The organism is Paenibacillus mesophilus, from assembly GCF_005938385.1.
Classification (GTDB): Bacteria; Bacillota; Bacilli; order Paenibacillales; family NBRC-103111; genus Paenibacillus_AB; species Paenibacillus_AB mesophilus.
On the sequence record NZ_VCRA01000016.1, the window covers coordinates 1 to 25,787 of the forward strand.

14 protein-coding genes, 12 tRNA genes, 2 rRNA genes and 1 pseudogene are annotated in these 25,787 nt (G+C 53.5%); 26 read left to right on the top strand and 3 right to left on the bottom strand.

The window, feature by feature from the left end; all coding sequences use genetic code 11:
• The 23 genes from FE783_RS24395 to FE783_RS24505 form a co-directional block, all read left to right on the top strand.
• Nucleotides 1-129: ribosomal RNA gene (locus tag FE783_RS24395) — 23S ribosomal RNA — on the top strand; the annotation flags it as partial.
• Between the two features lie 131 nt (nt 130-260).
• A 5S ribosomal RNA gene (rrf, locus tag FE783_RS24400) occupies nt 261-377 on the top strand.
• Between the two features lie 10 nt (nt 378-387).
• A tRNA-Asn gene (locus tag FE783_RS24405) sits at nt 388-463 on the top strand.
• A gap of 1 nt (nt 464) precedes the next feature.
• Nucleotides 465-537: transfer RNA gene (locus tag FE783_RS24410), tRNA-Thr, on the top strand.
• Nucleotides 538-562: 25 nt separating this feature from the next.
• Nucleotides 563-634, top strand: a tRNA-Glu gene (locus FE783_RS24415).
• A 69-nt stretch (nt 635-703) separates the two neighbouring features.
• A tRNA-Val gene (locus tag FE783_RS24420) sits at nt 704-779 on the top strand.
• Between the two features lie 15 nt (nt 780-794).
• Nucleotides 795-870: transfer RNA gene (locus FE783_RS24425), tRNA-Thr, on the top strand.
• Between the two features lie 12 nt (nt 871-882).
• A tRNA-Gln gene (locus tag FE783_RS24430) sits at nt 883-954 on the top strand.
• A gap of 16 nt (nt 955-970) precedes the next feature.
• Nucleotides 971-1,043: transfer RNA gene (locus tag FE783_RS24435), tRNA-Lys, on the top strand.
• An 11-nt stretch (nt 1,044-1,054) separates the two neighbouring features.
• Nucleotides 1,055-1,135: transfer RNA gene (locus tag FE783_RS24440), tRNA-Leu, on the top strand.
• 12 nt (nt 1,136-1,147) lie between these two features.
• Nucleotides 1,148-1,222: transfer RNA gene (locus FE783_RS24445), tRNA-Gly, on the top strand.
• Between the two features lie 9 nt (nt 1,223-1,231).
• Nucleotides 1,232-1,308 (top strand) — tRNA-Arg (locus tag FE783_RS24450).
• Between the two features lie 20 nt (nt 1,309-1,328).
• Nucleotides 1,329-1,402: transfer RNA gene (locus FE783_RS24455), tRNA-Pro, on the top strand.
• Nucleotides 1,403-1,405: 3 nt separating this feature from the next.
• Nucleotides 1,406-1,476: transfer RNA gene (locus tag FE783_RS24460), tRNA-Gly, on the top strand.
• Nucleotides 1,477-1,807: 331 nt separating this feature from the next.
• Nucleotides 1,808-4,603, top strand: a complete 2,796-nt coding sequence (gene ppc / locus FE783_RS24465) for a phosphoenolpyruvate carboxylase (protein ID WP_138882014.1) — start codon at nt 1,808-1,810, stop codon at nt 4,601-4,603.
• A 131-nt stretch (nt 4,604-4,734) separates the two neighbouring features.
• Nucleotides 4,735-5,646 carry a DMT family transporter gene (locus FE783_RS24470; RefSeq protein WP_238403242.1) on the top strand — a complete coding sequence of 304 codons (912 nt, stop codon included), beginning with the start codon at nt 4,735-4,737 and terminating at the stop codon, nt 5,644-5,646.
• A gap of 33 nt (nt 5,647-5,679) precedes the next feature.
• Nucleotides 5,680-6,252, top strand: coding sequence for an RNA polymerase sigma factor SigW (gene sigW / locus FE783_RS24475; protein ID WP_138882015.1), 573 nt, complete (start codon nt 5,680-5,682; stop codon nt 6,250-6,252).
• A gap of 89 nt (nt 6,253-6,341) precedes the next feature.
• Nucleotides 6,342-6,953 carry a zf-HC2 domain-containing protein gene (locus FE783_RS24480; protein ID WP_338015898.1) on the top strand — a complete coding sequence of 204 codons (612 nt, stop codon included), beginning with the start codon at nt 6,342-6,344 and terminating at the stop codon, nt 6,951-6,953.
• 227 nt (nt 6,954-7,180) lie between these two features.
• The gene (cdaA, locus tag FE783_RS24485) at nt 7,181-8,002 is read left to right on the top strand and encodes a diadenylate cyclase CdaA (RefSeq protein WP_138882016.1); all 822 of its coding nucleotides are present in this window, start codon (nt 7,181-7,183) and stop codon (nt 8,000-8,002) included.
• On the top strand, nt 7,995-9,257 hold the full coding sequence (locus FE783_RS24490; RefSeq protein WP_138882017.1) for a CdaR family protein: 1,263 nt from the start codon (nt 7,995-7,997) through the stop codon (nt 9,255-9,257). Before cdaA ends, FE783_RS24490 begins: the two co-directional genes overlap by 8 nt.
• 50 nt (nt 9,258-9,307) lie before the next feature.
• Nucleotides 9,308-10,648: a phosphoglucosamine mutase gene (gene glmM, locus FE783_RS24495; protein ID WP_138882018.1), complete on the top strand. Its 1,341-nt coding sequence runs from the start codon at nt 9,308-9,310 to the stop codon at nt 10,646-10,648.
• A 591-nt stretch (nt 10,649-11,239) separates the two neighbouring features.
• Complete coding sequence (glmS, locus tag FE783_RS24500; RefSeq protein WP_138882019.1) at nt 11,240-13,069, top strand: glutamine--fructose-6-phosphate transaminase (isomerizing); 1,830 nt, start codon at nt 11,240-11,242, stop codon at nt 13,067-13,069.
• 226 nt (nt 13,070-13,295) lie between these two features.
• Nucleotides 13,296-13,736, top strand: coding sequence for a type I restriction-modification enzyme R subunit C-terminal domain-containing protein (locus tag FE783_RS24505; RefSeq protein ID WP_238403243.1), 441 nt, complete (start codon nt 13,296-13,298; stop codon nt 13,734-13,736).
• A 197-nt stretch (nt 13,737-13,933) separates the two neighbouring features.
• On the opposite strand, the pseudogene FE783_RS24510 reads toward FE783_RS24505, so the two are convergent.
• Nucleotides 13,934-14,507 (bottom strand): annotated as a pseudogene (locus tag FE783_RS24510) (DUF1572 family protein).
• Between the two features lie 236 nt (nt 14,508-14,743).
• Between FE783_RS24510 and FE783_RS24515 the strand changes: the two are divergent.
• Nucleotides 14,744-22,480 carry an S-layer homology domain-containing protein gene (locus FE783_RS24515; RefSeq protein WP_138882020.1) on the top strand — a complete coding sequence of 2,579 codons (7,737 nt, stop codon included), beginning with the start codon at nt 14,744-14,746 and terminating at the stop codon, nt 22,478-22,480.
• 364 nt (nt 22,481-22,844) lie between these two features.
• Nucleotides 22,845-23,171, top strand: a complete 327-nt coding sequence (locus FE783_RS24520) for a VOC family protein (RefSeq protein ID WP_138882021.1) — start codon at nt 22,845-22,847, stop codon at nt 23,169-23,171.
• 54 nt (nt 23,172-23,225) lie between these two features.
• Here the strand turns inward: FE783_RS24520 and FE783_RS24525 are convergent, their stop codons facing one another.
• Together FE783_RS24525 and FE783_RS24530 are read right to left on the bottom strand one after the other, a co-directional pair.
• A complete protein-coding gene (locus FE783_RS24525; RefSeq protein WP_138882022.1) occupies nt 23,226-23,729 on the bottom strand; it encodes an SRPBCC family protein in 504 nt (167 codons plus the stop codon).
• Between the two features lie 46 nt (nt 23,730-23,775).
• Nucleotides 23,776-24,114, bottom strand: a complete 339-nt coding sequence (locus tag FE783_RS24530) for a DUF1801 domain-containing protein (protein ID WP_138882023.1) — start codon at nt 24,112-24,114, stop codon at nt 23,776-23,778.
• Nucleotides 24,115-24,348: 234 nt separating this feature from the next.
• Here FE783_RS24530 and FE783_RS24535 point away from each other — a divergent pair, with 234 nt between their 5' ends.
• On the top strand, nt 24,349-25,776 hold the full coding sequence (locus FE783_RS24535) for a hypothetical protein (RefSeq protein WP_138882024.1): 1,428 nt from the start codon (nt 24,349-24,351) through the stop codon (nt 25,774-25,776).
• Nucleotides 25,777-25,787: the final 11 nt, after the last annotated feature.

Sequence of the window (25,787 nt, forward strand, 5' to 3'; positions counted from 1 at the left end):
GAAGCCCCCCTCAAGATGAGATTTCCCAATTCGTAAGACCCCTGGTAGACGACCAGGTTGATAGGTTCGGGGTGGAAGCGCGGCAACGCGTGCAGCTGACGAATACTAATCGGTCGAGGGCTTATCCTAAAAGCTTTCCGGAGGAAAGCTACTTCGGAAGCAATAACTTGGTCCCGGTAAACCCCCGGGGCACTCGATTCCAGCTTCAACTCGATTCGTTTCGCATTCAGTTTTCAAGGAATAAACCTTGAGCACAATCGTTTGGTGATGATGGCGGAGGTGACCCACGCGTTCCCATCCCGAACACGACCGTTAAGCCCTCCAGCGCCGATGGTACTTGGACCGCAGGGTCCTGGGAGAGTAGGACGTTGCCAAGCGATCGACCATTCCCTGATAGCTCAGTTGGTAGAGCACTCGGCTGTTAACCGAGTTGTCACAGGTTCGAGTCCTGTTCGGGGAGCCATGCTTCCATAGCTCAGTAGGTAGAGTGCATCCATGGTAAGGATGAGGTCACCGGTTCGATCCCGGTTGGAAGCTTCTCCGCAAAGCTGCGGATACTCGCGGCCCGTTGGTCAAGGGGTTAAGACACCTCCCTTTCACGGAGGTAACAGGGGTTCGAATCCCCTACGGGTCATTTTTTCCATAAGCAGCATTTGATCACTGACATACATAGTTTGCTTCTTATGGGAAACCATATTGATGCGGACGCTTAGCTCAGCCGGGAGAGCATCTGCCTTACAAGCAGAGGGTCGGCGGTTCGATCCCGTCAGCGTCCACCATATCCATAACTATGTGCCGCTGTAGCTCAACTGGTAGAGCAACTGACTTGTAATCAGTAGGTTGGGGGTTCAAGTCCTCTCGGCGGCACCATGAACGAATTATTGGGGATTAGCCAAGCGGTAAGGCAACGGACTTTGACTCCGTCATGCCTAGGTTCGAATCCTAGATCCCCAGTTTTTTCTTTAAGCATGAGCCATTAGCTCAGTTGGTAGAGCACCTGACTTTTAATCAGGGTGTCGTAGGTTCGAGTCCTACATGGCTCACATTCCCTGAAGCGCGTGTGGCGGAATTGGCAGACGCACCAGACTTAGGATCTGGCGCCTTCGGCGTGGGGGTTCAAGTCCCTCCACGCGCATCATCTTCAAATGCGGACGTGGCTCAGTGGTAGAGCATCGCCTTGCCAAGGCGAGGGTCGCGAGTTCGAATCTCGTCGTCCGCTCCAATATAAGTTGTGCCCTTAGCTCAGCCGGATAGAGCGTTTGACTACGAATCAAAAGGTCGGGAGTTCGAATCTCTCAGGGCACGCCATTTTTCAAATTTCACATTGTCGGGACGTAGCTCAGCTTGGTAGAGCACCTGGTTTGGGACCAGGGGGTCGCATGTTCAAATCGTGTCGTCCCGATTTGCGGGTGTAGTTCAATGGTAGAACTCCAGCCTTCCAAGCTGGTAGCGTGGGTTCGATTCCCATCACCCGCTTCAAAGAAGAGACGGAAAGCCGAATATCGGTTTCCGTCTTTTTTGTTGATACGCAAACCGATATTCGCCATGCGGTATAGATCATCTGGGACAGGATGTAAGGACTGGACATTTTTGCACTTGAATTATGGCGGGGTTCCTACTAAGATAGAAAGGACATACTTTGCCCTAGGCCATTATGAATGAAGGCATTCGGTAATCGCTTTCGTGGAAGAAGAGGCCGATAAGGTCTTTTTTGTGTATATATGAGCTTGAATTGGATTATTTATCGCGTTAAAGCAGGAATGCCGTAAAATTTGTCGAATGTGTTAAGGATATGGAGGGAGTTACTATGACTGAAGCAACAATAGATGCGACGCAAGGCAATTCCAGCAATCAGCTGCTGCGCCGTGACGTTCGATTTCTAGGAAACATTCTTGGGGAAGTGCTCATTCATCAAGGCGGACAGGAACTGCTTAATTTGGAGGAGCAAATTCGCGAGATGAGCAAGACATTGCGGGCTTCTTCGGACCCGGCTCTGCTGCAGGATTTCAAAAATGTAATCCGCTCGCTCAGTCCGGAAGATCGGCATAACGTCGTCCGGGCTTTTGCGATTTATTTCCAGTTGGTCAACATTGCCGAACAGAATCATCGTATTCGCCGCAAACGGGACTATGACCGATCGTCCGGCGAGAAAATCCAGCCGGGTTCGATCGAGAACACGATTTCTGAATTGAGTAAACAAGACGTGCCTGCCGACGAACTGCAGGATATGCTGCAGCACATCTCGCTGGAGCTCGTCATGACGGCGCATCCGACGGAAGCGACGAGACGCGTAGTTCTGGAAATCCATCAGCGTATCGCGGAAGACGTAATGAAATTGGATAATCCGTCCTTGACGAACCGGGAGAGGGAGCAGCTGCGCGAGAAGCTTGTAAGCGAGGTACTTACGCTTTGGCAAACCGATGAGCTGCGCGACCGGAAACCGACCGTATTGGACGAAGTACGCAACGGCTTGTATTATTTCGACGAGACGTTATTCGACGTGCTTCCGGAAGTATATCAGGAGCTGGAACGCTGTCTGAATAAATATTATCCGGACTCGGACTGGGCTATTCCGACCTTTTTGCGTTTCGGATCTTGGATCGGCGGCGATCGGGACGGCAACCCTTCGGTTACGGCGCAAATTACGTGGGAGACGCTCACGCTGCACCGCCAGTTGGCACTCCAAAAATATGAACAACAGCTTGTCCAACTGATGAACCATTTGAGCTTCAGTACGAACATTGTGAAGGTAACGCCGGAGCTGCTTGCCTCCATCGAATTGGACAAGCAAAATATCCGGCTTAAATCCGAGGACGTCTGGCGCAACGATAACGAGCCATACCGGATCAAGCTGACGTATATGGTCGAGAAAATCGCCAACACCCAGAACCACGGCTTCAAAAACACGAAGGCGAAGTATTCGGCTCCCGAAGAACTGCTTGACGATCTCCAATTGATCGACAGAAGCCTTCGCAACCATTATGCCGATTACACCGCAAATATTTATATCCGTAAGCTGATCCGTCAAGTAGAGCTGTTCGGATTCCACTTGGCCGGGTTGGACGTTCGACAGCACAGCAAAGAGCATGAAGCGGCTATGAACGAAATATTGGCGAGAATGAACATTGCGGGCAACTACTCGATTCTTTCCGAGGAAGAGAAGATCGCCTTGCTCAGCCGTTTGCTTAACGATCCGCGTCCGTTGATGTCCCCTTACTTGGAATACTCGGAATCGACGATGGAAGTCATCAGCGTGTACAAAGCCATTAAGGCGGCACAAGCCGAGTTCGGGCAGAAGTGTATCACGACATATTTGATCAGTATGACGCAAGGCGCCAGCGACCTGCTGGAAGTGATGGTACTTGGAAAAGAAGTCGGCCTGTACCGACGCGAGTCGGACGGAACGGTTCGCTGCACGCTTCAGCCTGCGCCGCTTTTCGAGACGATCGAAGATTTGCATGCCGCTCCCGGCATTATGGACACCGTGTTCAATATTCCGGCTTACCGCGACAGCATACCGGATTTCAACAATATTCAGGAAATCATGCTCGGCTACTCGGACAGCAATAAGGACGGCGGCGTCCTTACGGCGAACTGGGAACTGCGCGTAGCGCTGAAAGACATTACGAAAGTGGCCAAGAGCCATCAAGTGAAGCTGAAGTTTTTCCACGGTCGCGGCGGTGCGCTCGGACGCGGCGGCATGCCGCTCAACCGGAGCATTCTGGCCCAGCCTCCCGAGACGATCGGCGGCGGGATCAAGATTACGGAACAGGGCGAGGTGCTCTCCTCCCGTTACGCGCTTAAGGGGATCGCTTACCGCAGCTTGGAGCAAGCCACTTCCGCTTTGATCACAAGCGCTTATTTGGCGAAGAAGCCGCTCGATACGGCCGACGAGCATGAGTACGAAGCGATCATGAAGTCGATATCGGAGCAATCGCAGACGAAATACCAGGATCTCATTTTCCGCGACCCGGATTTTTACCGGTTCTTCAAGGAATCGACACCGCTGCCGGAAATCGGCGAGCTGAATATCGGCTCCCGTCCGTCCAAACGTAAAGGCAGCGACCGTTTCGAAGACTTGCGCGCCATTCCGTGGGTGTTCGCCTGGACGCAAAGTCGGTACTTGCTTCCCGCCTGGTACGCTGCAGGGTCCGGTCTTCAGACTTATTACCAAGGAAACCCGGATAAGTTGCAGAAGCTGAAAGAAATGTACGAATCTTGGTCATTCTTCAGCTCTACGATAGACAACTTGCAGATGGCGCTTGGTAAAGCGGACATGCTGATCGCTCAAGAATATTCGCAAATGGCGAAAAATACCGAAGCAGGCAAGCGTATTTTCGAACAAATCCGCAAAGAATATGAATTGACATCACAGCTCATCTTGCAAATTACGGGCCAGAAAGAAATCTTGGATAACCAGTCGGTCATCCAAGAGTCGATCAAGCTTCGCAATCCGTATGTCGATCCGCTGAGCTATTTGCAAGTGCAGCTTCTCAGCGAGCTCAGATCGCTCGATGGAGATTCCGAAAACGGTGCGAACCTGCTGAGGGAAGTGCTGCTCACGATCAATGGCATAGCGGCCGGTTTGCGCAATACGGGCTGATCTTCTCGCCAGTTCATACGATGAATCACATAAAGTCGGGAGCCGATTCCAGTGGAGAACGGTTCTCGACTTTTTTCGTAAAAAAATGTAATCTTAAGAGAAGGCTATCCATACGGGAGAGTGAACAAATTTTGAAAGCGAAGGCTTCCCGTTGGCTCGCCGTCATGCTGGTACTGCTCGGTGCGACCAGCTACGGCATGCTGTCTCCGTTTATCAAGATGGCGTACGACCGGGGCTTCAATGATGTGCAGGTCAGTGCGAGCCAAATCACGATGGGAACCGCGATATTATGGTTCATGGTGCTGGTCAACCGGAAGGCGTGGGCGAATCCGTTTCGTCAGCCTTGGATCCGCATGGCGCTGATCGGGATATTCGGACTCGCGCTTACTACTTTTTTCTACAACAATACGTTATCCAGGTTGGACGCTTCTTTGTCGATCGTGCTTCTGTTTCAATTCACATGGATTACGATTGTGATGGAATGTCTCTACACACGAACGAAGCCGTCGCGGAATCAAGTCATTGCGGTCGTGTTCGTATTGGCGGGTACTTTGCTTGCGGTCAACTTGTCGTCGGGCGCTATGAGGGCGGTACAGCCGCTCGGAGTGCTCTTGGGGCTAATGTCCGCTTGTACATATAGTTTATTTTTGTTTGCGGCAGGGAAAGTAAAGACAACGCTGCATGCTAGCATGAAGTCTGCGATCATGCTTACTGCAGCGCTGCCAGTGCTATATATCGTGTACCCGCCGCATACGATTTTTTCCGCGAATGCCGGGACGCTGCTCGGATGGGGAATCCTGCTCGGGCTCCTCGGATCGGTGCTGCCGACTCTCTTCTTCAATATAGGGATTCCGGCAATCGGGAGCTCTCTTTCCGCCATGCTCGCTTCCATGGAGCTTCCGGTGGCGTTGACGGGGGCGTTGTTCATACTGGGTGAGCGCGTGCTGCCTTCGCAGTGGGCGGGAATGGTGTTGATACTTCTCGGTATCGTCGTGTCGGAAATCCGTACGTCCGCATCTGTACGGCCGGGTGGGGGCGGATGACGAGGATACGATGCCGGGATGGGAGGAATGTCGGTGAATTTTGTGGAAACGAGGCTGGCCAAGCTGGCCCGTAACGGCGACCGTCGTGCGTTCAGCGAGCTGGTCGACTTGTATAAGGATAAAATATACCACCTCGCTTACCGGATGCTGCACAATGTGCAGGAAGCGGAGGATGTGGTGCAGGAAACATTTCTGCGCGTCTATACGAATTTGAACCGGTATGACGATGCGCAAAAATTTTCCACATGGATTTATCGTATCGGCACGAACCTGTGTATCGATCGCCTCCGCAAGCGGAAAGCATCCTATTCCTTGGACGCCGAAGTGAATGACAGCGAAGGAAGCGACTGGTACTCGATGCTGGCAAGCAACGAACGAACCCCGGAAGGGGAATTGCTCTTGTCCGAGACGCAGGAGCAAGTGCGGAAGGCGATCGATTCGCTGCCGGAGAAGTATAAATCCGCCGTTATTTTAAGATATTTGCATGATATGTCGCTGCAGGAAATTAGCGAAGTGCTCGATATGCCGGTCACTACCGTCAAGACGCGGGTTCACCGCGGACGGGAATATTTGCGCGAACGGCTGGAGAAAGAATCTATCCTGTAAGCCGGAAAAGTTGAAACGTTTCCCGAGCTTGCACGTATTGTACATTACGATATACTATGCGAAGGAAAGCAAGGAAAGGAGTGGCACGAATGATGAACTGCAAAGAAGCCATCCTTTTAATGCACGATTATTTGGACGGAGACTTGACGGGACCGGAGGCGGCACAGCTGAAGAAGCATCTGATCGGATGCCCGAGCTGCCAGGAGCATTATTCGAAGCTGGAGAAGGCGGGAGCTCTCGTCTCTTCCTTAAAGCCGGTTACTGCGCCCAGCCACATGACGACCGCGGCTATTATGCAAAGCCTTCCGGCACCTGCCAAGCGATCGGCCTGGATGAAGTGGCCCCGCCGTCATCCCGCGGCATCGGTAGCGGCGATTTTCTTCATGGTCATGCTGGGCAGCTTCCTGACGATGTGGAATGAAGACACGCAGCTAGTCGTGCACGGTTCCGATCTCGAACAGGTCGTCATTAAAGGAAATACGGTTGTAGTGCCCGAAGGCCACACGGTGCAGGGCAATCTGATCGTGGAGAACGGACAAATCGAAGTAAGCGGCAAAATCAACGGCAACCTGGTCGTGATCGACGGCAACTATGCGCTCGCTTCGACCGCGCAAATATCCGGAGACATTACGAGCGTGAACCAGGCGGTCGAGTGGATTTGGTTTAAGCTGAACCAATTTGTATCGATGTTCGTCAAATAAAATCCGGGTGCTTGAGCGGACTAAGGTTCGCTGCTCGCATGCGGTCTTTTTTTTGTGAAACGAAGTATCGAGGCGTTTGGACGGTACGTTGCACATCGAAGATTTTGTCGGAATTCGTAGAAAGAATCCGCCCATCAACATTTAGGCAAAGCGAGGTTTTTTTCGGGAAATATGGTATGATTGTAGAACAGACAGAGAAGGCTCCGATGGGCAATGGGGGAACAGGCATGGAACTTTTGACCGAAATCCGAATTAAAGATATTATCGATATTCTGATCGTCAGCTATGTCATTTATCAACTGATTCTGCTCGTACGCGGAACCCGTGCCATCCAATTGTTGAAGGGCATCGTCGTCGTCGTTCTGGCCTGGGCGCTCAGCATATGGTTCAATCTGAATACGCTGCAGTGGATGATGAACCAGATGTTCACGTTCGGGGTGCTTGCGGTCATTATCATTTTCCAGCCGGAGCTTCGCCGGGCGCTCGAGCAGTTGGGGCGGGGGAAGCTGTTCCGGGGCTCTTCATCCGATGAAGAGCAGGACGTAACGAACCGCATTTCGCATATTTTGAAGTCGGTCAATCATTTGTCCAAACGCAAAATCGGCGCGCTCATCGTGTTCGAGCGGGAAACCGGGTTGAACGACTACTTAGAATCGGGCATTCCGCTCGAGGCTCACATCACGTCGGAGCTGCTGATCAACATCTTCATCCCGAACACCCCTCTGCACGACGGAGCCGTCATTATTCGCAAACACCAGATCATGGCGGCCGGCTGCTACTTGCCGTTGTCCGAGAATCCGTTCATCAGCAAGGAGCTCGGCACCCGGCATCGGGCGGCAATCGGCTTGAGCGAAGTGTGCGATGCGATCTGCGTCGTCGTCTCGGAAGAAACGGGACAAGTTTCGCTTGCGATCAACGGCCAGATCGTCCGCGATATCAAGGAAGAATCGCTCGTCTCGAAGCTGTTCGAGGAACTGCGCCCGAAGGCGAATGCGAAGGAAAAGACCCCTTTCTGGAAGCGGAAAGGAGGAGAGCCGAACAATGGATAAGTGGCTGAGCAACCCGAATGTGGTCAAGGTTATCGCATTGATGCTGGGCATATTGTTATGGGCGGTCGTCCATCTGGACGAAACCTCGACGATGGGAAGCGGCTTCTCCACCAAGCAGGAGCAAACGATCTACAACGTGAAGGTTACGCCGGTTTACGATGTGAACAAGTTCCATATCGCCTCCATGGACCCGACCGAGGTCATGATCCGGATGGAAGGCAAAGAATCGGCTTTGAAAAAAATAAGGACCGACCATTATCAGATCGTACTCGACTTGACCGGCGCGAAGATCGGGGAGAATACGCTCTCGCTCATCGCCAAAGATTTTCCGAGCGGGGTTAAGGTGTCGATATTCCCGCCCTATGCCAAAGTAGTGCTCGAGGAGAAGCAGACGAAGGAAGTGCCCGTGCAGGTCAACCTGATCGGCAACCCCGCCAACGGCTTCAAGGCCGGTCAGCCGGTAGCGAAGCCGAATAAAGCGCTGCTCACGGTACCGAGCGGGCTTATGGACGAAGCGATTACGGTAAAGGCCGATGTCAATATCGATAACGCCCAGGCTGCCATTACGAAGCAGGTGAAGCTGGTGGCGCTCGATAAGAATGGCAAAGAGCTGGCGGTTTCCATTAACCCTACCGTCGTCGATGTAGAGGTGCCGATTACGCAGCCGTTCAAAAAAATGCCGCTTCAGTTGAAAGTAGTCGGGGAGCCGGCAGCCGGATACAGCGTATCGCTGTTCCAGCCTTCCGTCGATCAAATTACCGTATACGGGCCGCAGGAGCTGCTGAACACGCTCGATTTCTACGAGGGACCGCAGATCGATTTGACGGGACTGAAGGCGGATCAAGTGTATACGCTCGATATTCCGCTCAAGACGAGGATCACGTCCGTCGACCCGCCTAAGGTCGAAGTGAAGGTGCAAGTCGTACCGTCGGATAGAAGGACGTTTACGCAGATCCCGATCACGATAATCGGTCAGAACAATAATTTCGACACCAAGATCAAGTCGCCCGAGAACGGCACGATGAACGTAACCGTAGAGGGAGCGCCGGCTACGCTGCAGAAGCTGAAGCCGCAGGACGTTCAAGCGATTATGGACGTCAGCAATTTGCCGCCAGGGGAGCATACGGTCAATGTAAACGTGAATTTGCCCCAATTCGTCAAAAAAGTAGATACGGAAACGAAGGCTATAGTGGAAATCACTCCGAAGACGCTTGAGAATGCGAATGTTCAAGCTCAAGGGAATAGGCGGCCGTAAACGAAACAGGATTCGCACGATGGGAACATTCAAAGGAGAGAAGATACAGAATGGGGAAATATTTCGGTACTGACGGAGTTCGCGGAGTAGCTAACAAGGAGTTGACTCCGGAGCTTGCCTATAAAATCGGACGGTGCGGGGGGTACGTGCTGACCCAGCATGCGGAGAAGCCGGTCGTTCTGATCGGACGCGACACGCGCCTATCCGGTCCTATGCTGGAGGCGGCGCTCGTAGCCGGGCTGTTGTCGATCGGAGCCGATGTCGTCCGCCTGGGCGTCATCTCGACGCCGGGAGTCGCTTATTTGACACGGACGTCCGGGGCCGATGCGGGAGTGATGATTTCCGCTTCGCACAATCCGGTGGAGGACAACGGGATCAAGTTTTTCGGCAGCGACGGGTTCAAGCTGTTCGACGAGACGGAGCTGGAAATCGAGCGTCTGCTCGATGCTCCGGTCGATGAGCTGCCGCGCCCGGTAGGAGGAGATTTGGGGACGGTCCGTGACGATGCGGAGGCCAAATTCCGTTATGCCGAATTTTTGAAAACTACAGTCAACCGTTCCTTCCAAGGGCTCCGAATCGTGCTCGACTGCGCGCATGGGGCTGCATACGAGCTGGCTCCCAAGGTGTTCCGCGAGCTTGGGGCCGAAGTCCACGTGATCGGGGCGGAGCCGAACGGCCGCAATATCAACGATCATTGCGGATCGACGCATCCGGAGAAGCTGAAGGAAGAAGTCGTGCGCCTGGGCGCGGATTTGGGGCTTTCGTTCGACGGAGATGCAGACCGGCTCATTGCCATTGACGATACGGGTGCCGAGGTAGACGGCGATTATATATTGAGCATTTGCGGCGACGCCATGAAACGGGAAGGAACGCTGAAGCAGGATACGATCGTAACGACGGTCATGGCCAACCTCGGTTTCTTTAAAGGTGCGGAGAAGCTCGGCATCAACGCTCTGCAGACGGCGGTAGGCGACCGGTACGTGATGGAGGAAATGCGCAAGGGCGGCTACAATCTTGGCGGAGAGCAATCCGGCCACGTTATTTTCCTCGATTACAATACGACCGGAGACGGCATTTTGAGCGCACTGCAGCTTGTCCGGACGGTCGTGGAGTCCGGCAGGAAGCTTAGCGAGCTGAAAGGCTTGATGCAGAAATATCCGCAGGTGCTCGTTAACGTACGGGTAGCGGACAAAAGCAAGCTGAAGGGCAACACCGTGATCGAGAACGTCATCCGGGATGTGGAGCAGCGTTTTGCCGGGAATGGGCGCGTGCTCGTTCGTCCGTCCGGTACGGAGTCGCTCGTGCGAGTTATGGCCGAAGGGCCGGATAAGTCTACAGTTGAAGCGTATGTCGCGGAAATTGTCGATGTAGTGAAGCTGCAGCTGGTGTAAGAGTAAAGCCTAGATACGAAATGTATCAAAAACAAGTCCTCCGGATGAGCTTCCGGGGGATTTTTGCCGTTTTGCGGCATCCTTTCATGATATTTGCAAGTTGCACTGAACGCCATTTTTGAATATGATGGTACTATCACTTTGGAATGGAAAGGTGGACAGAGGTTACGTAAGCGAAGCGCCTGCGCTTGCTTGCGGCCGCCGGATCGGATAAGGGCGTGCCGGATCAACAGCGAGCGGACGAGGTAGAGGTGTTCGGAACAATCGGCGGGGACCTCTCGGCAAATGCATCTGGCCGAAAGCGGAAAGGCAAAAGGTTCGGGCAACCGGGCTGACAAGATTTCCGCGGGATGCAAAGGTATGAATATAGACGAACTCGGAGCGGCATTCCCTTTCGACACGGAAACGAAGAGGGTTCTGTTCAATCCGGTCACTTGAGTATATACACGGTGAACTTGCTGCGTTCTTTGAAAACGGAATAGCACACGAAAAAATCGTACGATCGTACGTTTGTTTTGCCATGCGCAGCTTCAGTTTTCGTACGAGAGCGCACAAGTTCAAATTCATCCAAATTATCGGAGGTTATGAACTATGTGCGGGATTGTAGGTTATGTGGGAAAGCGGAATTCGCAGCGGATTTTGTTGGACGGATTGAAGAAGCTGGAGTATCGAGGATACGATTCGGCCGGTTTGGCCGTATTTACGAGCAGCGGCCTGGCCGTGAAGAAGGCGCAGGGACGACTCGCCGTATTGGAATCCAAGCTGGAGCAGGAGCCGCTCGACGGCACGATCGGAATCGGACATACCCGGTGGGCGACGCACGGGAAACCGTCGGACGTGAATTCCCATCCGCATACGGACAATTCGATGAAGTTCTCGGTCGTGCATAACGGGATCATCGAGAACTATATGACATTGAAAGAAGAATTGACGGCCAAAGGACACCGGTTCGTCTCGGAGACGGATACCGAAGTCATTTCCCATCTGATCGCCGATCTGTACGAGGGAGATATCGTAAAGGCGGTACAGCAAGCGGTCAAAAAGATGACCGGAGCGTTCGCGCTCGGCGTGTTGACCGAATATGAGCCGGAGAAGCTCGTTGCCGTCCGGCTTGCGAGCCCGCTTATTATCGGAGTCGGGGACGGGGAGAACTTTATCGGATCGGACATTCCGGCGATTCTTGAGTATACGCGCAACGTATACATTTTGAACGACGGCGAAATGGCCGTTTTGACACAGAACGGTGTCGATTTGCGTACGATCGAGGGGAATTTTATTTCCCGGGAAACGTTTTATGTCGATTGGGATTTGATGACGGCGGAAAAAGCCGGATTCGATCACTTTATGCTGAAAGAAATATATGAACAGCCGAAAGCTTACCGGGATACGATGGGCAGCCGGATCGAGGCTTCCGGGGAGCGGGTTGTCCTGGGCGAAGTGAAGCTGACGCCGCAGCAGATTTGGGACATTCATAACATTCATATTGTCGCTTGCGGAACAGCCTATCACGCGGGGCTCGTCGGAAAGTCGGTCATCGAGCAGCTGGCGCGCATTCCGGTGGAAACGGACGTAGCTTCGGAATACCGCTACCGGGCTCCGATCATCACTCCGAACACGCTCGTAATCGTCGTCAGCCAATCCGGGGAAACGGCCGACACGCTGGCCGCTCTTCGGGAGGCGAGAAGATGCGGTGCACGCGTCATCGCCATAACGAACGTAGTGGGCAGCTCCGTTGCCCGCGAGGCGGACGATGTCATCGTCACTTGGGCAGGCCCGGAGATCGCGGTAGCTTCGACGAAGGCATACACGTCGCAATTGATTTCCTTCTACTTGCTAGGGCTTCACCTTGCCCAGACGCTCGGTACGCAAGATGCGGCGTATATCCGCGAGACGATCCAAGCGCTGCAGAAGCTGCCGGAGCAGGTCGAGCAAATCTTAACCCACGCGGAAGACATCAAGCAGTATGCCGAACAAATCGCCGAGCACGACGATTTGTTCTTTATCGGACGCGGATCGGATTACGCGGTGGCTCAGGAAGGATCGCTCAAGCTGAAAGAAATATCGTACATCCATTCCGAAGCTTATGCAGCCGGAGAATTGAAGCACGGCACGCTCGCGCTGATCGAGGACGGCATTCCGGTTATCGCGCTGGCGACCCAGGAGCACCTGCTCGAGAAAACCGTGAGCAATATCAAGGAAGTAAAGGCACGGGGAGCCGAAGTGTTCGCGATCGCCCTTGAAGGCAATCATGAGATTGCCAAGTCGGTCGATCTCGTCTTCGAAATTCCGCGTACCGTTTCTTTGCTCGCCCCGGCACTGTCGGTCATTCCGCTACAGCTGCTGGCGTACTACGCCTCGCTCGCTCGCGGGAATGATGTCGACAAGCCGCGGAATTTGGCGAAGTCGGTTACGGTGGAGTGAGGGTTGGGAAGGCGGACACGACGACGTTGTCTAGATGTTTAATTATCAGCTACCCACGGTAATAGGGTATTAAAGCTATCAAGGATTATAGCAAACAATTAAATCTAATGGCTTCGCCCTTTGTTATAGGGCGGAGCCATTAGTCGTTTTAAGGATAATCCTCATCGGTTCGTGATGGAAATTTTTATAGTGCGAACGTATATTCGCTGGCAGGCATCTGATCAAATTGATCGTAGACGAAGTTGGAACGAGCCCCGTGTATACGAATCTGAAGGATGAGGTCGTGGGGGTAAAGGAAGGTCAAGCGATCTATCAGGCCTATGACTTTGAGGATTACAAGTTGAAGGTCAACCGCTATATCGAGAACCATCGGGATCATCTGGCGATTCATAAGCTGCGCAACAATATTCCGCTTACCGCTTCCGATTACGAAAGTCTGGAACGGATATTCACGGGAGAATTGGGTACGGTGGAAGACTATCAGCGGGAGTTCAAAGATACTCCTTTCGGGTTGTTGGTGCGCAAGGTTGCGAAGTTGGAGTATGACGCGGCAATGGCGGCATTTTCCGCATTCATCAGCGACCAGTCGCTTACGCAGGGACAGATCGTCTTTGTCCCATCGATTACATTGCACAGAACGGTTACATTGAGAATGTATCCGAACTGACAAATCCGCCCTTCGACAAGCCGCAGAGCTTTATCAAGCTGTTCGACGGTTTCAAGCAAAGGCAACTCGTCGAAGTGGTCACGCAGATTAAAGAGAACGCTGTGAAGATTGTGGGATAAATGACATCAAGCAAGACGACCTGCCTAATTATCGGCAGGTCGTATCTATTTGACGTAATCCCATTTACTACCGGCTTGTCATTGAAGCCTCTTCAATTCTTCATCCGTAAAGTTTCTGACGGCTTTGTCCTTCGAAAATTTATCCGTGTTGTAGGATTTGGACTTGTTTTTCGGGATGGACAGGCTCTCCCAATCGGTTTTCTTCAGTAATTTGGCGGCATAAATCATTTGCCCGATGTGATACGGGTAATGGGCCAGCTGCCGGTTGATCGCCTCCATGACGGTATGGCCTTCATTGCGGATATAAATGATTTGCGTTAATTGATCGGGGCGGATGGAATCGAGCGCTTGGAAGAAGCAGGTCCAGCCTTCATTCCATTTTTTCAGCAGCTCTTCTTTATTGGAAATGTCGTTTTCGAATTCGGCGTCCCGATCGCGCCATGATTTCTCTCCGTCGGATGTCAGGAAATCGGTCCACCTAGAGCATATTGCCCCACAAATGCTTGACGATCGTTACGATGCTGTTGGAATCGTCATTCAGAGACACGAATAATTGCTGTTCCTCCACTTGGTCCATCGCTTTCTCCCCAAGCGTTTTGTAGTACAGAAATTGCTTCCTGACGCTGTCCAAGTAAATTTGGTTGCTGTCCATTCGAATCCCTCCCTTTGTTTGCTCCATCTTAATGGAACAAGTTGCACCTGTAAAGACGCGCCCCTTCTGGAAGAGAGCCCCAATCAAATGACTTCTAAAGTCCTTGGCAAAAGTAAAAAGCAATAAGCATGGACGGGACTAAAGTCACTATGTCCAGCAGCCTGTCTTCTATATAATGATACTAAATGTATCAAATAATGGATGCATACTGTATCTGGATAGGGAGCTGCGAATCGATGAACCGTTTTGGCAGGAAAGTATGGAAACAAGCAATTGCGGTACTGTCGGCAATTACGTTACTATTGCCGGAGCTTGGGGTCGTATCGGCCGCAAAGACGGAGGAGCGGGACGTATTCGGCAAGCTGGTGGCGAATGCGGTGATGAACGCCGTATATGGCGTTAAGTCAGGTAATCCTTCCGGCCAGGCGGTTGGAACGCCGGGGGTGCCGTTGTCATGGAACCATTTGACGAAGCTGGATCGAAATCTCGTTCCTGCGATTTATCAACCGGATCAGCAGGAGCTGAATCTCAGCGGCGACGGTCGATATGTGGCGTATAAACGGATGGACGTTACGCTGAACCCGGTTCAGGTGTACCCGGTCATTGCCGTATACGACCGTGTGACCGGCGCCACGGACACCATCAAATTTCCGGATGCCGCACAAACGGACGATATGCTTCATTACGATATGAGCAGCGATGCGCGATATGTGGCCTTCTCGTATGCGTCCGGTCTTATCGACCGGACGACGCGAGTGTATTTGTTCGACCGGGTGTCCCGCGAGTTGAAAGCGATAACGAGCATAACCGGAACAGCGGATTCGGATGACAGCGACCGCGTGTCGATCAGTGCGGAGGGTCAATATGTCGCATTTGATTCGAATGCGAAAGGACTGGTGCCGGAAGATACCAACGATTATCGCGATGTATTCGTCTATAACCGGGAGAATGGATCGCTTGCGCGGATCAGTGCGCGGGCCGGTATGGAAGAGGACGATTACGGCGACAGCGAAGCGCCTTCGATCAGCGCCGACGGCCGTTATGTCGCCTTTCACACGTATGCGAGTCTTGCGGATGACGATGGAGGGCAGCGCGACATTTACGTATACGACCGTCAAAAGAGCAGCGGTGCGCCGTTCGAGCGGGTGAGTGTCGGAATGAGCGGGGCGGAGGCGAACGGTGAAAGCGTCCTTCCGTCGATTAGCGCCGACGGTCAGGTGATCGCGTATGAATCGGATGCGGATAACTTGGTTGCCGGAGACTTGAACGGGAAGAAAGACATCTTCGTCTATAACCGGACGACCGCCGCTACCGCTCTTGTCTCGAGGGGCCCGGGAGGGCTCCCTTTCAATCGCGATAGCCTCCATCCATCGATTAGTGATGACGGTCATTACGTTGGATTCCATTTGGATTATGCATGGGTGTCTGATACGGACAACGACCCCGGCAACGATAAAGAGAATGATATTCCGGAGGAAGCATACGTCGCGGATGTTGCGGCGCAAACGGCTTATCGGGTAACGGCAGGAATGTCGCCTTACCGGCTCGTGAATCCGAGCTTGTCCCCGGTTGTCGGAGACGGAGGAAAGCTGGTCGTCTACAGTTCGGAATATATCGAAAATTTTGGAGGCATGGCGGAGGATCTTCAGCTTCCGGGCATCTTTATCGCGGCGCAGGGAGCGGCACCCGTATGGCCGGCAGGCGGAAAGCTGGAAGCGGCGAATCGGACGGCTGATAGCGTGCGGCTCGTATGGACGGATGCAACGGATGCGACCGGCATCCTCGGTTACCACGTTTACCAGGATGGCAGGAATATCGGCTACGTTCCGTTCGGAAGCAGCGGCGGCAACACGTATATCGCAGCAGGACTTCTGCCTGGAGCGGAGCCTGTTTTTCAGATCGAAGCGGTCAATACGGCGTATCTGGAGAGCTACGGCGGTCCGACCTATAAACTGGGAAAGGGCGGGGGCGAGAATCCGGCCGGTGACCTGCGCCTGACGTGGGATATCGACGATATGCGGAACGGGATGGCTATTCCCGGTAGCAAGCTGAGCGTGACCGCTTACGGCGAACCGGGGAAGCGCGTTACGGCCGAACTGGAATACGCCGTATGGAAGGACGATGTCTCGCAGGAGACGCGCAAGACGCCGCTGACGCTAGCGGAACGCGCCGCATCTCCCGGCACTTACGACGCCCAGTGGAGACTGGCGGAGGGCGTCAGCCAAATCGTCTCCCTGAATGTGTTGCTGACGGATCCGGCTAAGCCGGGTACGGTGCAGGAGAAGCCGGCACAAGGATTTCCGATTCAAGCAGCGGGGATTGTCGAGCTCGCGTTTCAAAACGCGGACGGCGTCAATCTGGCGGGCAGCGTGCTGTCCATGCTGAATAGTCAATACGGGGAACAAGTTTCGGTCTTGACCGGATCGGGCTCCTTTACGATAAGCGGCATGTATCCGGGCGAGGACTATTCGTTGGTTCTTCGATCACCGGATTTCCGCCATACATGGGGGACGCTGGGACAGGTGCAGGCAGTGGCAGGGAAACGCAAAGTTGTAAGCATGCAGATCGAGCAGCCGGCAAAGATCAGATTCCAACTGCTCAATCCGACGGGAATGCCGGCATACGGCGTTCGGCTGGAGCTGTTCGACCTGAAGCAGGAATTCATCGATTCCTTCTACATCGGCGCTGATGGCTGGAGCGGGTGGCTTGATAACATGAAGGCCGGGGAAACGGTCGTTGCCAAGTTCGACATCGGCGAGATGCTGATGGAGCCGGTTCCGAGTCAAAAGATAGAGCTGAAGCCCGGACCGAACGAAGAGGTCATCAGGCTGAAGGCGCCGGGCGAAGGCATTCTGCAAGGCTACGTCAAGTCGCAGAACGGGCAAGTCGTCCCCAATGCGCTCGTCACGTCGGTCCAAACCTACCGGGGCCAGCAGGTCGTCCGCAAAGCGCGGACCAATCTGGAAGGCGCGTACCGGATGTCGCTGCTGAAGGGCGAGGCCATGATCGAAGTATACGAGTCATCTTACGAGTACAGTACGAATGGCGGCATCGCGGCACAGGTGACGGAAGGCCAAACTACGGAGATGGACATTCCCGTCTATCAGCCGAACAGGGGAGTCGTCAATCTGGAGGTACGGCTTAAATATCTCGAGGATACCGACTTTGGCGAGCCTGTCAATATGGAGCAAATGGGATTCTATACGCGGGTACAATCGAAAACGGGCTGGATGTCCGGATATTTTCACAATGCGTATCATTTCCAAGGAGCGCCGGGCGATCCGGTTTCCGTGTGCGTGACAGGCACGATTCCCGCTTACATGACCTCCTGCACGGAAGTAACGCTCGATTCGAATGCGAACGCGACTGCCAAGCTGTATTTGGAAGAGAAGGGTGCCCGAATCCAAGGGAAGCTGTCCGAGGTGAGCCGGGGGACGGTATCGGGCGCGCTATACAAGCTGATGGACAAAGGCTATAGATCGTCGTCGTCCGCTTATATCGGTGAAAACGATTTTACGCCGGACGGAGCATTCAGCATAAATGTGCCGGAGGCCGGCTCCTATGTTATGGAGCTGACCCGACGGCTTGAAGGCAGCCCCGTCCGGTACGAGTATGCGACGGTTCAGTTTACAGTAGCTGACAAGCAAATTTTGCCGATCGGTACGGTTTCCTTCAGCGGCAAAAAAGTGTTCTCCCCTTATAACGGCAATTATTATGATGCGATGAACAGCCGCATTGCACCGGGAGCAACGGTATCGTTCAGAGCCGGCTATAAGAACGGGGGCGAGTCGGACGCGAACGACGCCAAACTGCTCGTCGACATTCCGGAAGGGACGGCGCCGGTTAAAGATGCAGCGGGCCGCATAGTCGTCACCGGGCTCCCGGCAGCAGGCGAGGCGGTACTCGACGGTCGGACGCTGATCATTCCGATCGGGACGATTGCGAAGAAGCAGTCCGGGACGATCGGCTTCCAGATTAAGGCCGACCCGGCATTCAACAAGAGCGAAGTGAAATCTTCCGCACGCATCCACGCCATGATTGGCGGAGTGCAGGTAGAGGAAACGATTGGCAGCGTGCTGCTGGATGCGCCGCTAGTGACGTTGGAAGCGCCAGACCGTGTGTTCGGTCCGACCTTGGAACTTAGCGGGATCGCTCCGAAGCAAAGCGCGGTTAAAGTATACGACGGCAATGAGCTGCTGGGTAGTGCAGCGGCATCAAGCACCGGATTTTGGACGCTGCGGGTGGAACTCCCCGATCTTGGCGATCCGGGAACGCATGCGATTCGTGCCGAGACGGAATCGAACGGGGTGAAGCTGCAGTCCCCGGTCTCTTATGTCAGCTACGACACGAAGAAGCCGCGGCTGCTGGAAATGGCCATGGCCCAAGCTCCGGAGGGCAAATGGGTAACAATGGACATCCGTCAGGGCATTTCTAATCCGCCATACACCGTCGTACCGGGGAACCCCTTCCAGTTCGAGCTGAAGTTCGATAAGCCGGACAAGGTCGACAACGTGTACATTTACTTGGACGGTCAGGCCGGCGAACCGGTCAAGGCGGTAAGGGACGGAGGCATTTTCCGCGCGTTGACGCCAACGAATAAAGGAGCGCTCGGCGATATTTATGTCGACTACGATACGAAGCCGGAGCCTATCGAACTGAGCGGCAAGTTCCCAGCCATGGATGAGGTCCGAGCCTCGCTGCCTCTGACGATGCGCGACTTTAAGGTTGAGGTGGTTTCTCCGTTCGAACTGAAAAACGGAACCTATTCGGGAACTGTAAAAATGACGTTCCCGCAACTGGACAACATGACGGTAACCGTTACCCTTGCACTGGAACCGAATGTCAGGTATTCGGCGACGGCCGAGGAGATCGGTCAGGTCGAACGTTCAGGGGTACCGATGTACAACAGCTCCTTCGGGCTGACAGAAACCGAGGACGGGTTCAAGTCCGTCTCGAAAGGTTATATGCCGATGAGCGTACTTTTTCCGCAAGGCGTTCCTACGGAGTTGAAAGGTTCGCAATCGTCGCGCGAGGTAACCGCTCTTGACGCCGATCCGGCCTTTGCGGCTGTGGTAACAGAGTCGTACGTGCAGTTTGGTCCAGGCGGATCGGAGTTCGGTACGTTTAATTCGATCAAAAGCCAGTACGACGGCATGACAGGATTTGCCGGTAAGATCAACAAAATCACGTACAAGGTTCAGGCGAGCGGACTGGATTGCCTCGCGGAGCTGCCGAGAACCGTCAAGCAAGCGGGCAAAGCGACGGTCGCGCTTGTCGGCGGGGAAGTAGCCAAATTCGGGCTGGGCGTATGGACGGCGGCGATGGGGCTGTCGGGAGCGGGAGCGGTGGCGGCTGCCGGCACCTCGGCGGTGGTCGGAGCGAAGATCGATAACTACGTCGACGAACAGATCGACCAGATCGGTACCGGCTACAATCAATGTTTAAATGAAGACGTGGATTCCAAGAAGCGCAAACGGTATAAAATCGCACGTCCGCGCTGGATATACGATCCAAGCGGTTATGTCTATGAAGCAGTGCCGGAGAACCGGCTGTCCGATGTAAAGGCGACGGTGCTCTATCAAGACCCGGTCGGCAAGGAATGGACGGTGTGGGATGCGCGTCCGTATGGGCAGGTGAATCCGCATCCTACCGACGATCAAGGCAAGTACGGATGGGACGTGCCGGAGGGCAAGTGGAAGGTCGTCTGGGAGAAGGCCGGCTATGCAACGGTGACGAGCGCGGAGTTGGATGTCCCGCCGCCGCACACCGAGGTAAATGCCGGGATGGTGTCATGGGAGGCTCCCAAGGTGCTGACCGTTACGGGTGTGACCTATTCCGGAGGCAGCCATGTGGACATCGGGTTGAGCAAGTATGTGAAAGCAACGGCCTCGGCCCTTTCTGAGCGGGCGGTAACGGTGACGGGAGCTGACGGCCGTACAGTGGAAGGGGCGCTTGCTTTCGTGCAGCCAACCGACAATCCCGCCGACCCGGGCGGGGAGAAATTGTCGCGAGTCGTCAGGTTTACGCCGAAGGCTGCCCTCTCTGCGGGCGACGGCAATCGCGTCAAGGTGAGCGCTGGATATTTCCAGAGCTACTCGGGCGCATGGATGAATGAAGGATATGCAGGCGCATTCCCGGTCAGTGTGCGTGACGAGAGAGGGCCGGAGGCTGTCAACGCGAGCGTCGAAGCGGAAGGTATGATCGTGCGGCTGACGTTTGACGAGAAAGTTGCGTTGGTCGATTCATCGAAATTCGCGTTGAATGGCAGCGGGGATCTGATTGCTTCCGCTGTGAAAGCTTTGGGTGCGAGCGAAGACAGGACGATCCTCCTAACCTTAAGCGAGCCGCTGGCCACCAACTCGTCCGGGCAATTGACAGTAGGAACCGGAGCCGTATTCGACGCCGCCGGCAACGGTTCGGTGCAAAAGTTGCTGCAGGTCGCAAGAACCGTATCGACGAGCGAGGCGCAATTGGCTTCGCTTACGGTAGAAGAAGGCGTATTGTCGCCTGCCTTCCACCCGTCTACATTGGCGTACACCGTAGCGGTACCGCCAACGGCAGAACAGCTCCACGTAACCGCAACGGTGTATGATCCAAGGGCTAGACTCATAATCGACGGCGCCGAGGCGGTAAGCAGCAAGCCGAAGGCGGTCATGATTCCGGATAACGGCAATATCGCCGTGCGAGTAACCGCTCCGGACGGCGCGGCCGTTCGGGAATACTCGATTCGAATAAATCGCACGACAACCCCTGGCTCGACTTCCGGCTGGCCGGTAGAGCCTATTCTAACTAAAGTCGAGTCGTTCACCGGCAGCAACGGCGGATCGGGACTGCGCGTAACGCTGCAAAGCGACGCGATTGCGAAAGCTCTTGAAACGAACACAGACGGGAAAAAGCAGTTGACCGTCGAGGTGGAGAAGCAAGCCGACGAATATGTGCTATTGCTTCCGGCCAACGCGCGTGACGAGTTAAACAAGCACAAGGCGGAAATCATCTTCAGAACAACGATGCTGCAAGTCTTACTACCGGCAGCCGTCTTTCAGAAGGTAGAGCTTCCGGCGGGAGCTTCCCTGCAAATCGGCTTCGGCGCAATGTCGGACACGGAGGAGAAAGCGGCTCTAGAGGCAGCGGCCCGGCAGAGCGGGAATGCTTTGAAGCCGGCCGGGAAACCGGTCCATGTGAGGCTTGAAGCCGTAATCGGCCAGGAAGTCTCCGCATTCACGCTTGGGTCCGCTTATCCGATGATCGTAGAGTTGCCTGTAAATTCCGCACGACAGGAAGCCGTGTACCGCCTTGACGGTACGGGTAACCGGTGGACATACGCATGGAGCCAGAGCAACGCAAGCCATAACGGCAGGTCCGCGATTGAAGTTTTGTCTACCGGTACTTTAGCGGCATTGGCGTATGCGAATCCTTTTACGGATACTGTGGGCCATTGGGCGGCGGAGGATTTGGATTGGATGGGACGGCGGCTTCTCGTGAACGGGGTTGCTCCCGGATCGTTCAAGCCGGATCAGCCGGTAACGCGCGCAGAATTCTCCACATTGCTCGTAAGGGCGCTCGGATTGAACGCTTCGTCTGAAGCTGCAATACATCACCGTTTTGCCGATGTGCGCAAGGAAGCGTGGTATTATGATGACGTGGGGGCGGCGGCCGAAGCGGGACTGATCGACGGGGTGGCGCCGGATCGATTCGAACCCGATGCGCTGATGACGAGGGAGCAGATGGCAGTCATGATTTGGCGGGCGTATACATACCTCCATGCGGTAAAAGGGAGAGAAGCGAAGCCTGATCAACTGCACCGGTTCGTGGATCGTGAGAGCATAAGCGAATGGGCCGCTCAGGCCATCGCCTTGTCTTACGAATCGGGTCTCATTCAGGGAACGGACACGGGCGCCTTCGATCCGCACGGTAAGGCGACTAGAGCGCAAACTGCCGTAATCGTAAAGCGGCTGTTGCAGTCAACGAAATAGGAATACGAGCAAAAGCCCCGCGGCAGCCGCTATTTTGACGGCTGCTTGCGGGACTTTTTGCTGACGCGCTTCGATGGAAATACTGCGATTTTATTAAAACTAGACAGAAAACCAAGGCGTTTGGCATCAAGTTATAAGAGGACGTTAAAGGAGGAGAAGAAAAATGAATAAAGAGCACAGGTGCGAAATCAATGATTGTACTAAAAGGGATGAAGATAATGGCATACCGGTTGAAGAGCTTATAAAACATTATCAAAGTTTAAATTCATAAAATCGGAGGTCATCTTATGGTTGTCGGTGTGAAAGAACTTGTATTAGGCATTCCGGTCACAAAATCGGGGAACTCCGATGAATATGAAAGGCCATTGAATGGTATGTAAACGTTTTAGGATTTGAGCTGGTTTGGAAGATGGGAATTGCCAGTCTCAAACTGGCATCCGGACAAGAGATTTTGCTTTTTGGCGAGGAAGACGATGAAAACAGTTTGTGGTATACAGGGAATATTAAACAGAACCCCCATTATAGCATTCAACTTATTACAGATAACATCGAGCAGTTGCGATCCGATTTAATACGCAGCGGCGTGTCGGTTGGTGAGATTACCGTTGGCGTTGTAGGCGATAGACTGATGATGTTTTACGACCCCTACGGAAACCGTTTCTGGGCAAACGAACCCAAAAAACGGAGATAAACGGAAAATATTCAAACGCAAAAACCATCGCGACAATCGCGATGGTTTTTGTTTTCAGCTTTGCGCCAAGAAGGCTTCGAGCTGATCGAACGTTCCGACGAATCCTTGCTGAACCATAGGCTTCATACCCTCGAAGGCCTTCAGTTCGTCTTCCGTCGCGTTGATTGGGCCGCCTCGGAGGGTAAGCGTCGTTTTGCCTTCGTGCTCGGTTAACGTTAATTCATTGATGATCTCCAAAGGCCAGACGGGGCTGAATGGCGCACGGACCGTGTTGCCTTCCTCGTCGGAAAACGATTGGATGAAGACAAGCTTCTCCGGCGGTGTAATTTCCTGATAAACAAATTTGCCCCACATGACGAATCCTTCAGGGGAGCGCTGGCTGCCAAGGAACATGCCGCCCGGACGGAGATCCAGCTTGGAAATTTCCAATGCAAAGCCTTTCGGTCCCCACCACTGTGCCAGACGTTCCGGTTCCGTCCACGCTTTGAATACGAGCTCGCGGGGAGCGTTGAACACACGGGTGATTACCAATCCGTTGGTTGTATCGAATTCGGACATTATTAATTCCTCCTCATTATGGGTAATTCTTAATATAACCAAAAGTTTAAAGAGAGCTGGATGCTTGGACAAGAATGTTGGCCAGCATGTCATAATCGGCCGATTGCCCGTCGCGAATTTTGACCCACTTTCTTTCGGGAGGGCCTTCGAACCCTTTCGGCAATTCGAGATCGGCGACGTTAAAGATCATAAAGCTGATCGCATCCTTGGCAGGCGAGATTACCGCGGCGTACTTCCCGTTTTTCAGAAAATGCGGCTTCTTGTATTGAACGCGTTCTTCTACGTCCGGTATGGATTGATGGACCATCTGACGAAGACGATTGCATACTTCAACCTGCCAGGGTTGATTGATGCTTTCGATAAAGGCGGTGACTTCCTGATTCATGGATCGCTCTTCTCCTTCCGTAAATGGATTTATTTGTATTGCAATACTGGATGCCTCGGTTTCATGAGCTTAATATACCATATTGGGAATATTCCTGTAAAGGAATTTATGGTGTGGAGACCCGATTTATAAAAAACAATGTTCCGATTTACTCCCATAAGAGGGACATTGCAACTTTTTAAATATTTGGGGTGTCATAGTAATAAGAGGATTTTATGGAAGGAGGTGAACATCATGAAGCTATTTGTTACCTCGATTTCCACATTCATTATTGCATTGTTTATCGCATCGGATTGTTCAGCTAAGCAGCAGCCTCAGTACTTGATGTCGCTGGGTGGAATATTGAACAACGTTACAGAAGTATCAGCTCCGCTCAAAGAAACGGTCGAGACGGCCGTGAAAGTGGTGGAGCCGGTAACAAGCAAACTGCCCGAGGTGGCAGCTCCGCTCAAAGAAACGGTCGAGACGGCCGCGAAAGTGGTAGAGCCGGTAACAAGCAAACTGCCCGAGGCGGCAGCTCCGCTCAAAGAAACGGTCGAGACTGTCGTGAAAGTGGTAGAGCCGGTAACAAACAAACTTCCCGAAGCGGTAGCTCCGCTCAAAGAGACGGTCGAGACGGCCGTGAAAGTGGTGGAGCCTGTAACAAGCAAACTGCCCGAAGCGGTAGCTCCGCTCAAAGAAACGGTCGAGACTGTCGTGAAAGTGTTGGAGCCGGTTGCCGATACTTTGCAAGATGTGACAGCTCCGATTCAAGAAATAGTTCATACGGCAGTGAAAACAGTAGAGCCGGTCGTCAGTACGCTGGTTGAAACAGTAGCTCCAGTTACGGATACAGTGGAAAATAGTATATGGAAAGCAGTAAAGCCGACCGCCGAAACGCCGGTGGAGCCTACAGCTCCATCTTCGGTATCGATTCAACCATACGTCCAACCCACACCTGATAAGCCAATAAAGGACGAGAAGGCTGCGGATCATAATGTATCTGCCTATGCGGAGCGGGTAAAAGAGACCCCTTTTTCGTTGCAGCCGCAATTCCCGTCTTCGTCCCCGGGTGCAGTTGAGGAGCTATCACCTACAAGCGATCCGGAAGCACCGCTGACGAATGACGTAGTCGAGAGTCCGTCCGCAGCAGTACCTGCATCAACAGTTACGACTCAAGTCGTACGTTTAGAAAAAAAAGTGCCTCAACCGCATACGCTCATAACGCCTCCGGCGGTCGGTGACAGGGAAGAGACTCCAGACTCAACCCTACCTGAAGTCGAAGTGCAGGGAACGGATACGCCCACCATCAATGACTTTACAGCTCTCCATCCGCAGAAACAGGGAATTACGAGCTCCGAAACTGCAGCACCTGTCGTTGAACAGCCGGCTCAATCCTCGCGAAAGATCGAGGAGCGCAAGCCGCTGAGCGGTTCGAATCCGGCTGCTCCCATCACGGAAAATCCGCCGGCTGTCTTACAAAGTGCGCAGTCGTGCCCGAATTATAGTAAAATATCGGGCCCCGCTTCTAGTTCCTCCGTCTTCGGGATCCTGATTGACGATGTGCAATCCGGTTTGAAGTGCCGTATTCTGTTATGGGTCCGATCGATCGAATTGTATAAAAAATGGTCCAATGCTCCGCCGGGTCATCCGCCCAAAGCATCCTTTTCTCGAGCTTCGTGAACGAATCCAAT

Coding starts and splice junctions, on each gene's coding strand:
- ppc (WP_138882014.1), top strand. CDS start 1,808: ATGACTGAAGCAACAATAGATGCGACGCAAGGCAATTCCAGCAATCAG.
- glmS (WP_138882019.1), top strand. CDS start 11,240: ATGTGCGGGATTGTAGGTTATGTGGGAAAGCGGAATTCGCAGCGGATT.
- FE783_RS24530 (WP_138882023.1), bottom strand. CDS start 24,114: ATGAATCAGGAAGTCACCGCCTTTATCGAAAGCATCAATCAACCCTGG.
- glmM (WP_138882018.1), top strand. CDS start 9,308: ATGGGGAAATATTTCGGTACTGACGGAGTTCGCGGAGTAGCTAACAAG.
- FE783_RS24490 (WP_138882017.1), top strand. CDS start 7,995: ATGGATAAGTGGCTGAGCAACCCGAATGTGGTCAAGGTTATCGCATTG.
- FE783_RS24535 (WP_138882024.1), top strand. CDS start 24,349: ATGAAGCTATTTGTTACCTCGATTTCCACATTCATTATTGCATTGTTT.
- FE783_RS24480 (WP_338015898.1), top strand. CDS start 6,342: ATGATGAACTGCAAAGAAGCCATCCTTTTAATGCACGATTATTTGGAC.
- FE783_RS24525 (WP_138882022.1), bottom strand. CDS start 23,729: ATGTCCGAATTCGATACAACCAACGGATTGGTAATCACCCGTGTGTTC.
- FE783_RS24515 (WP_138882020.1), top strand. CDS start 14,744: ATGAACCGTTTTGGCAGGAAAGTATGGAAACAAGCAATTGCGGTACTG.
- cdaA (WP_138882016.1), top strand. CDS start 7,181: ATGGAACTTTTGACCGAAATCCGAATTAAAGATATTATCGATATTCTG.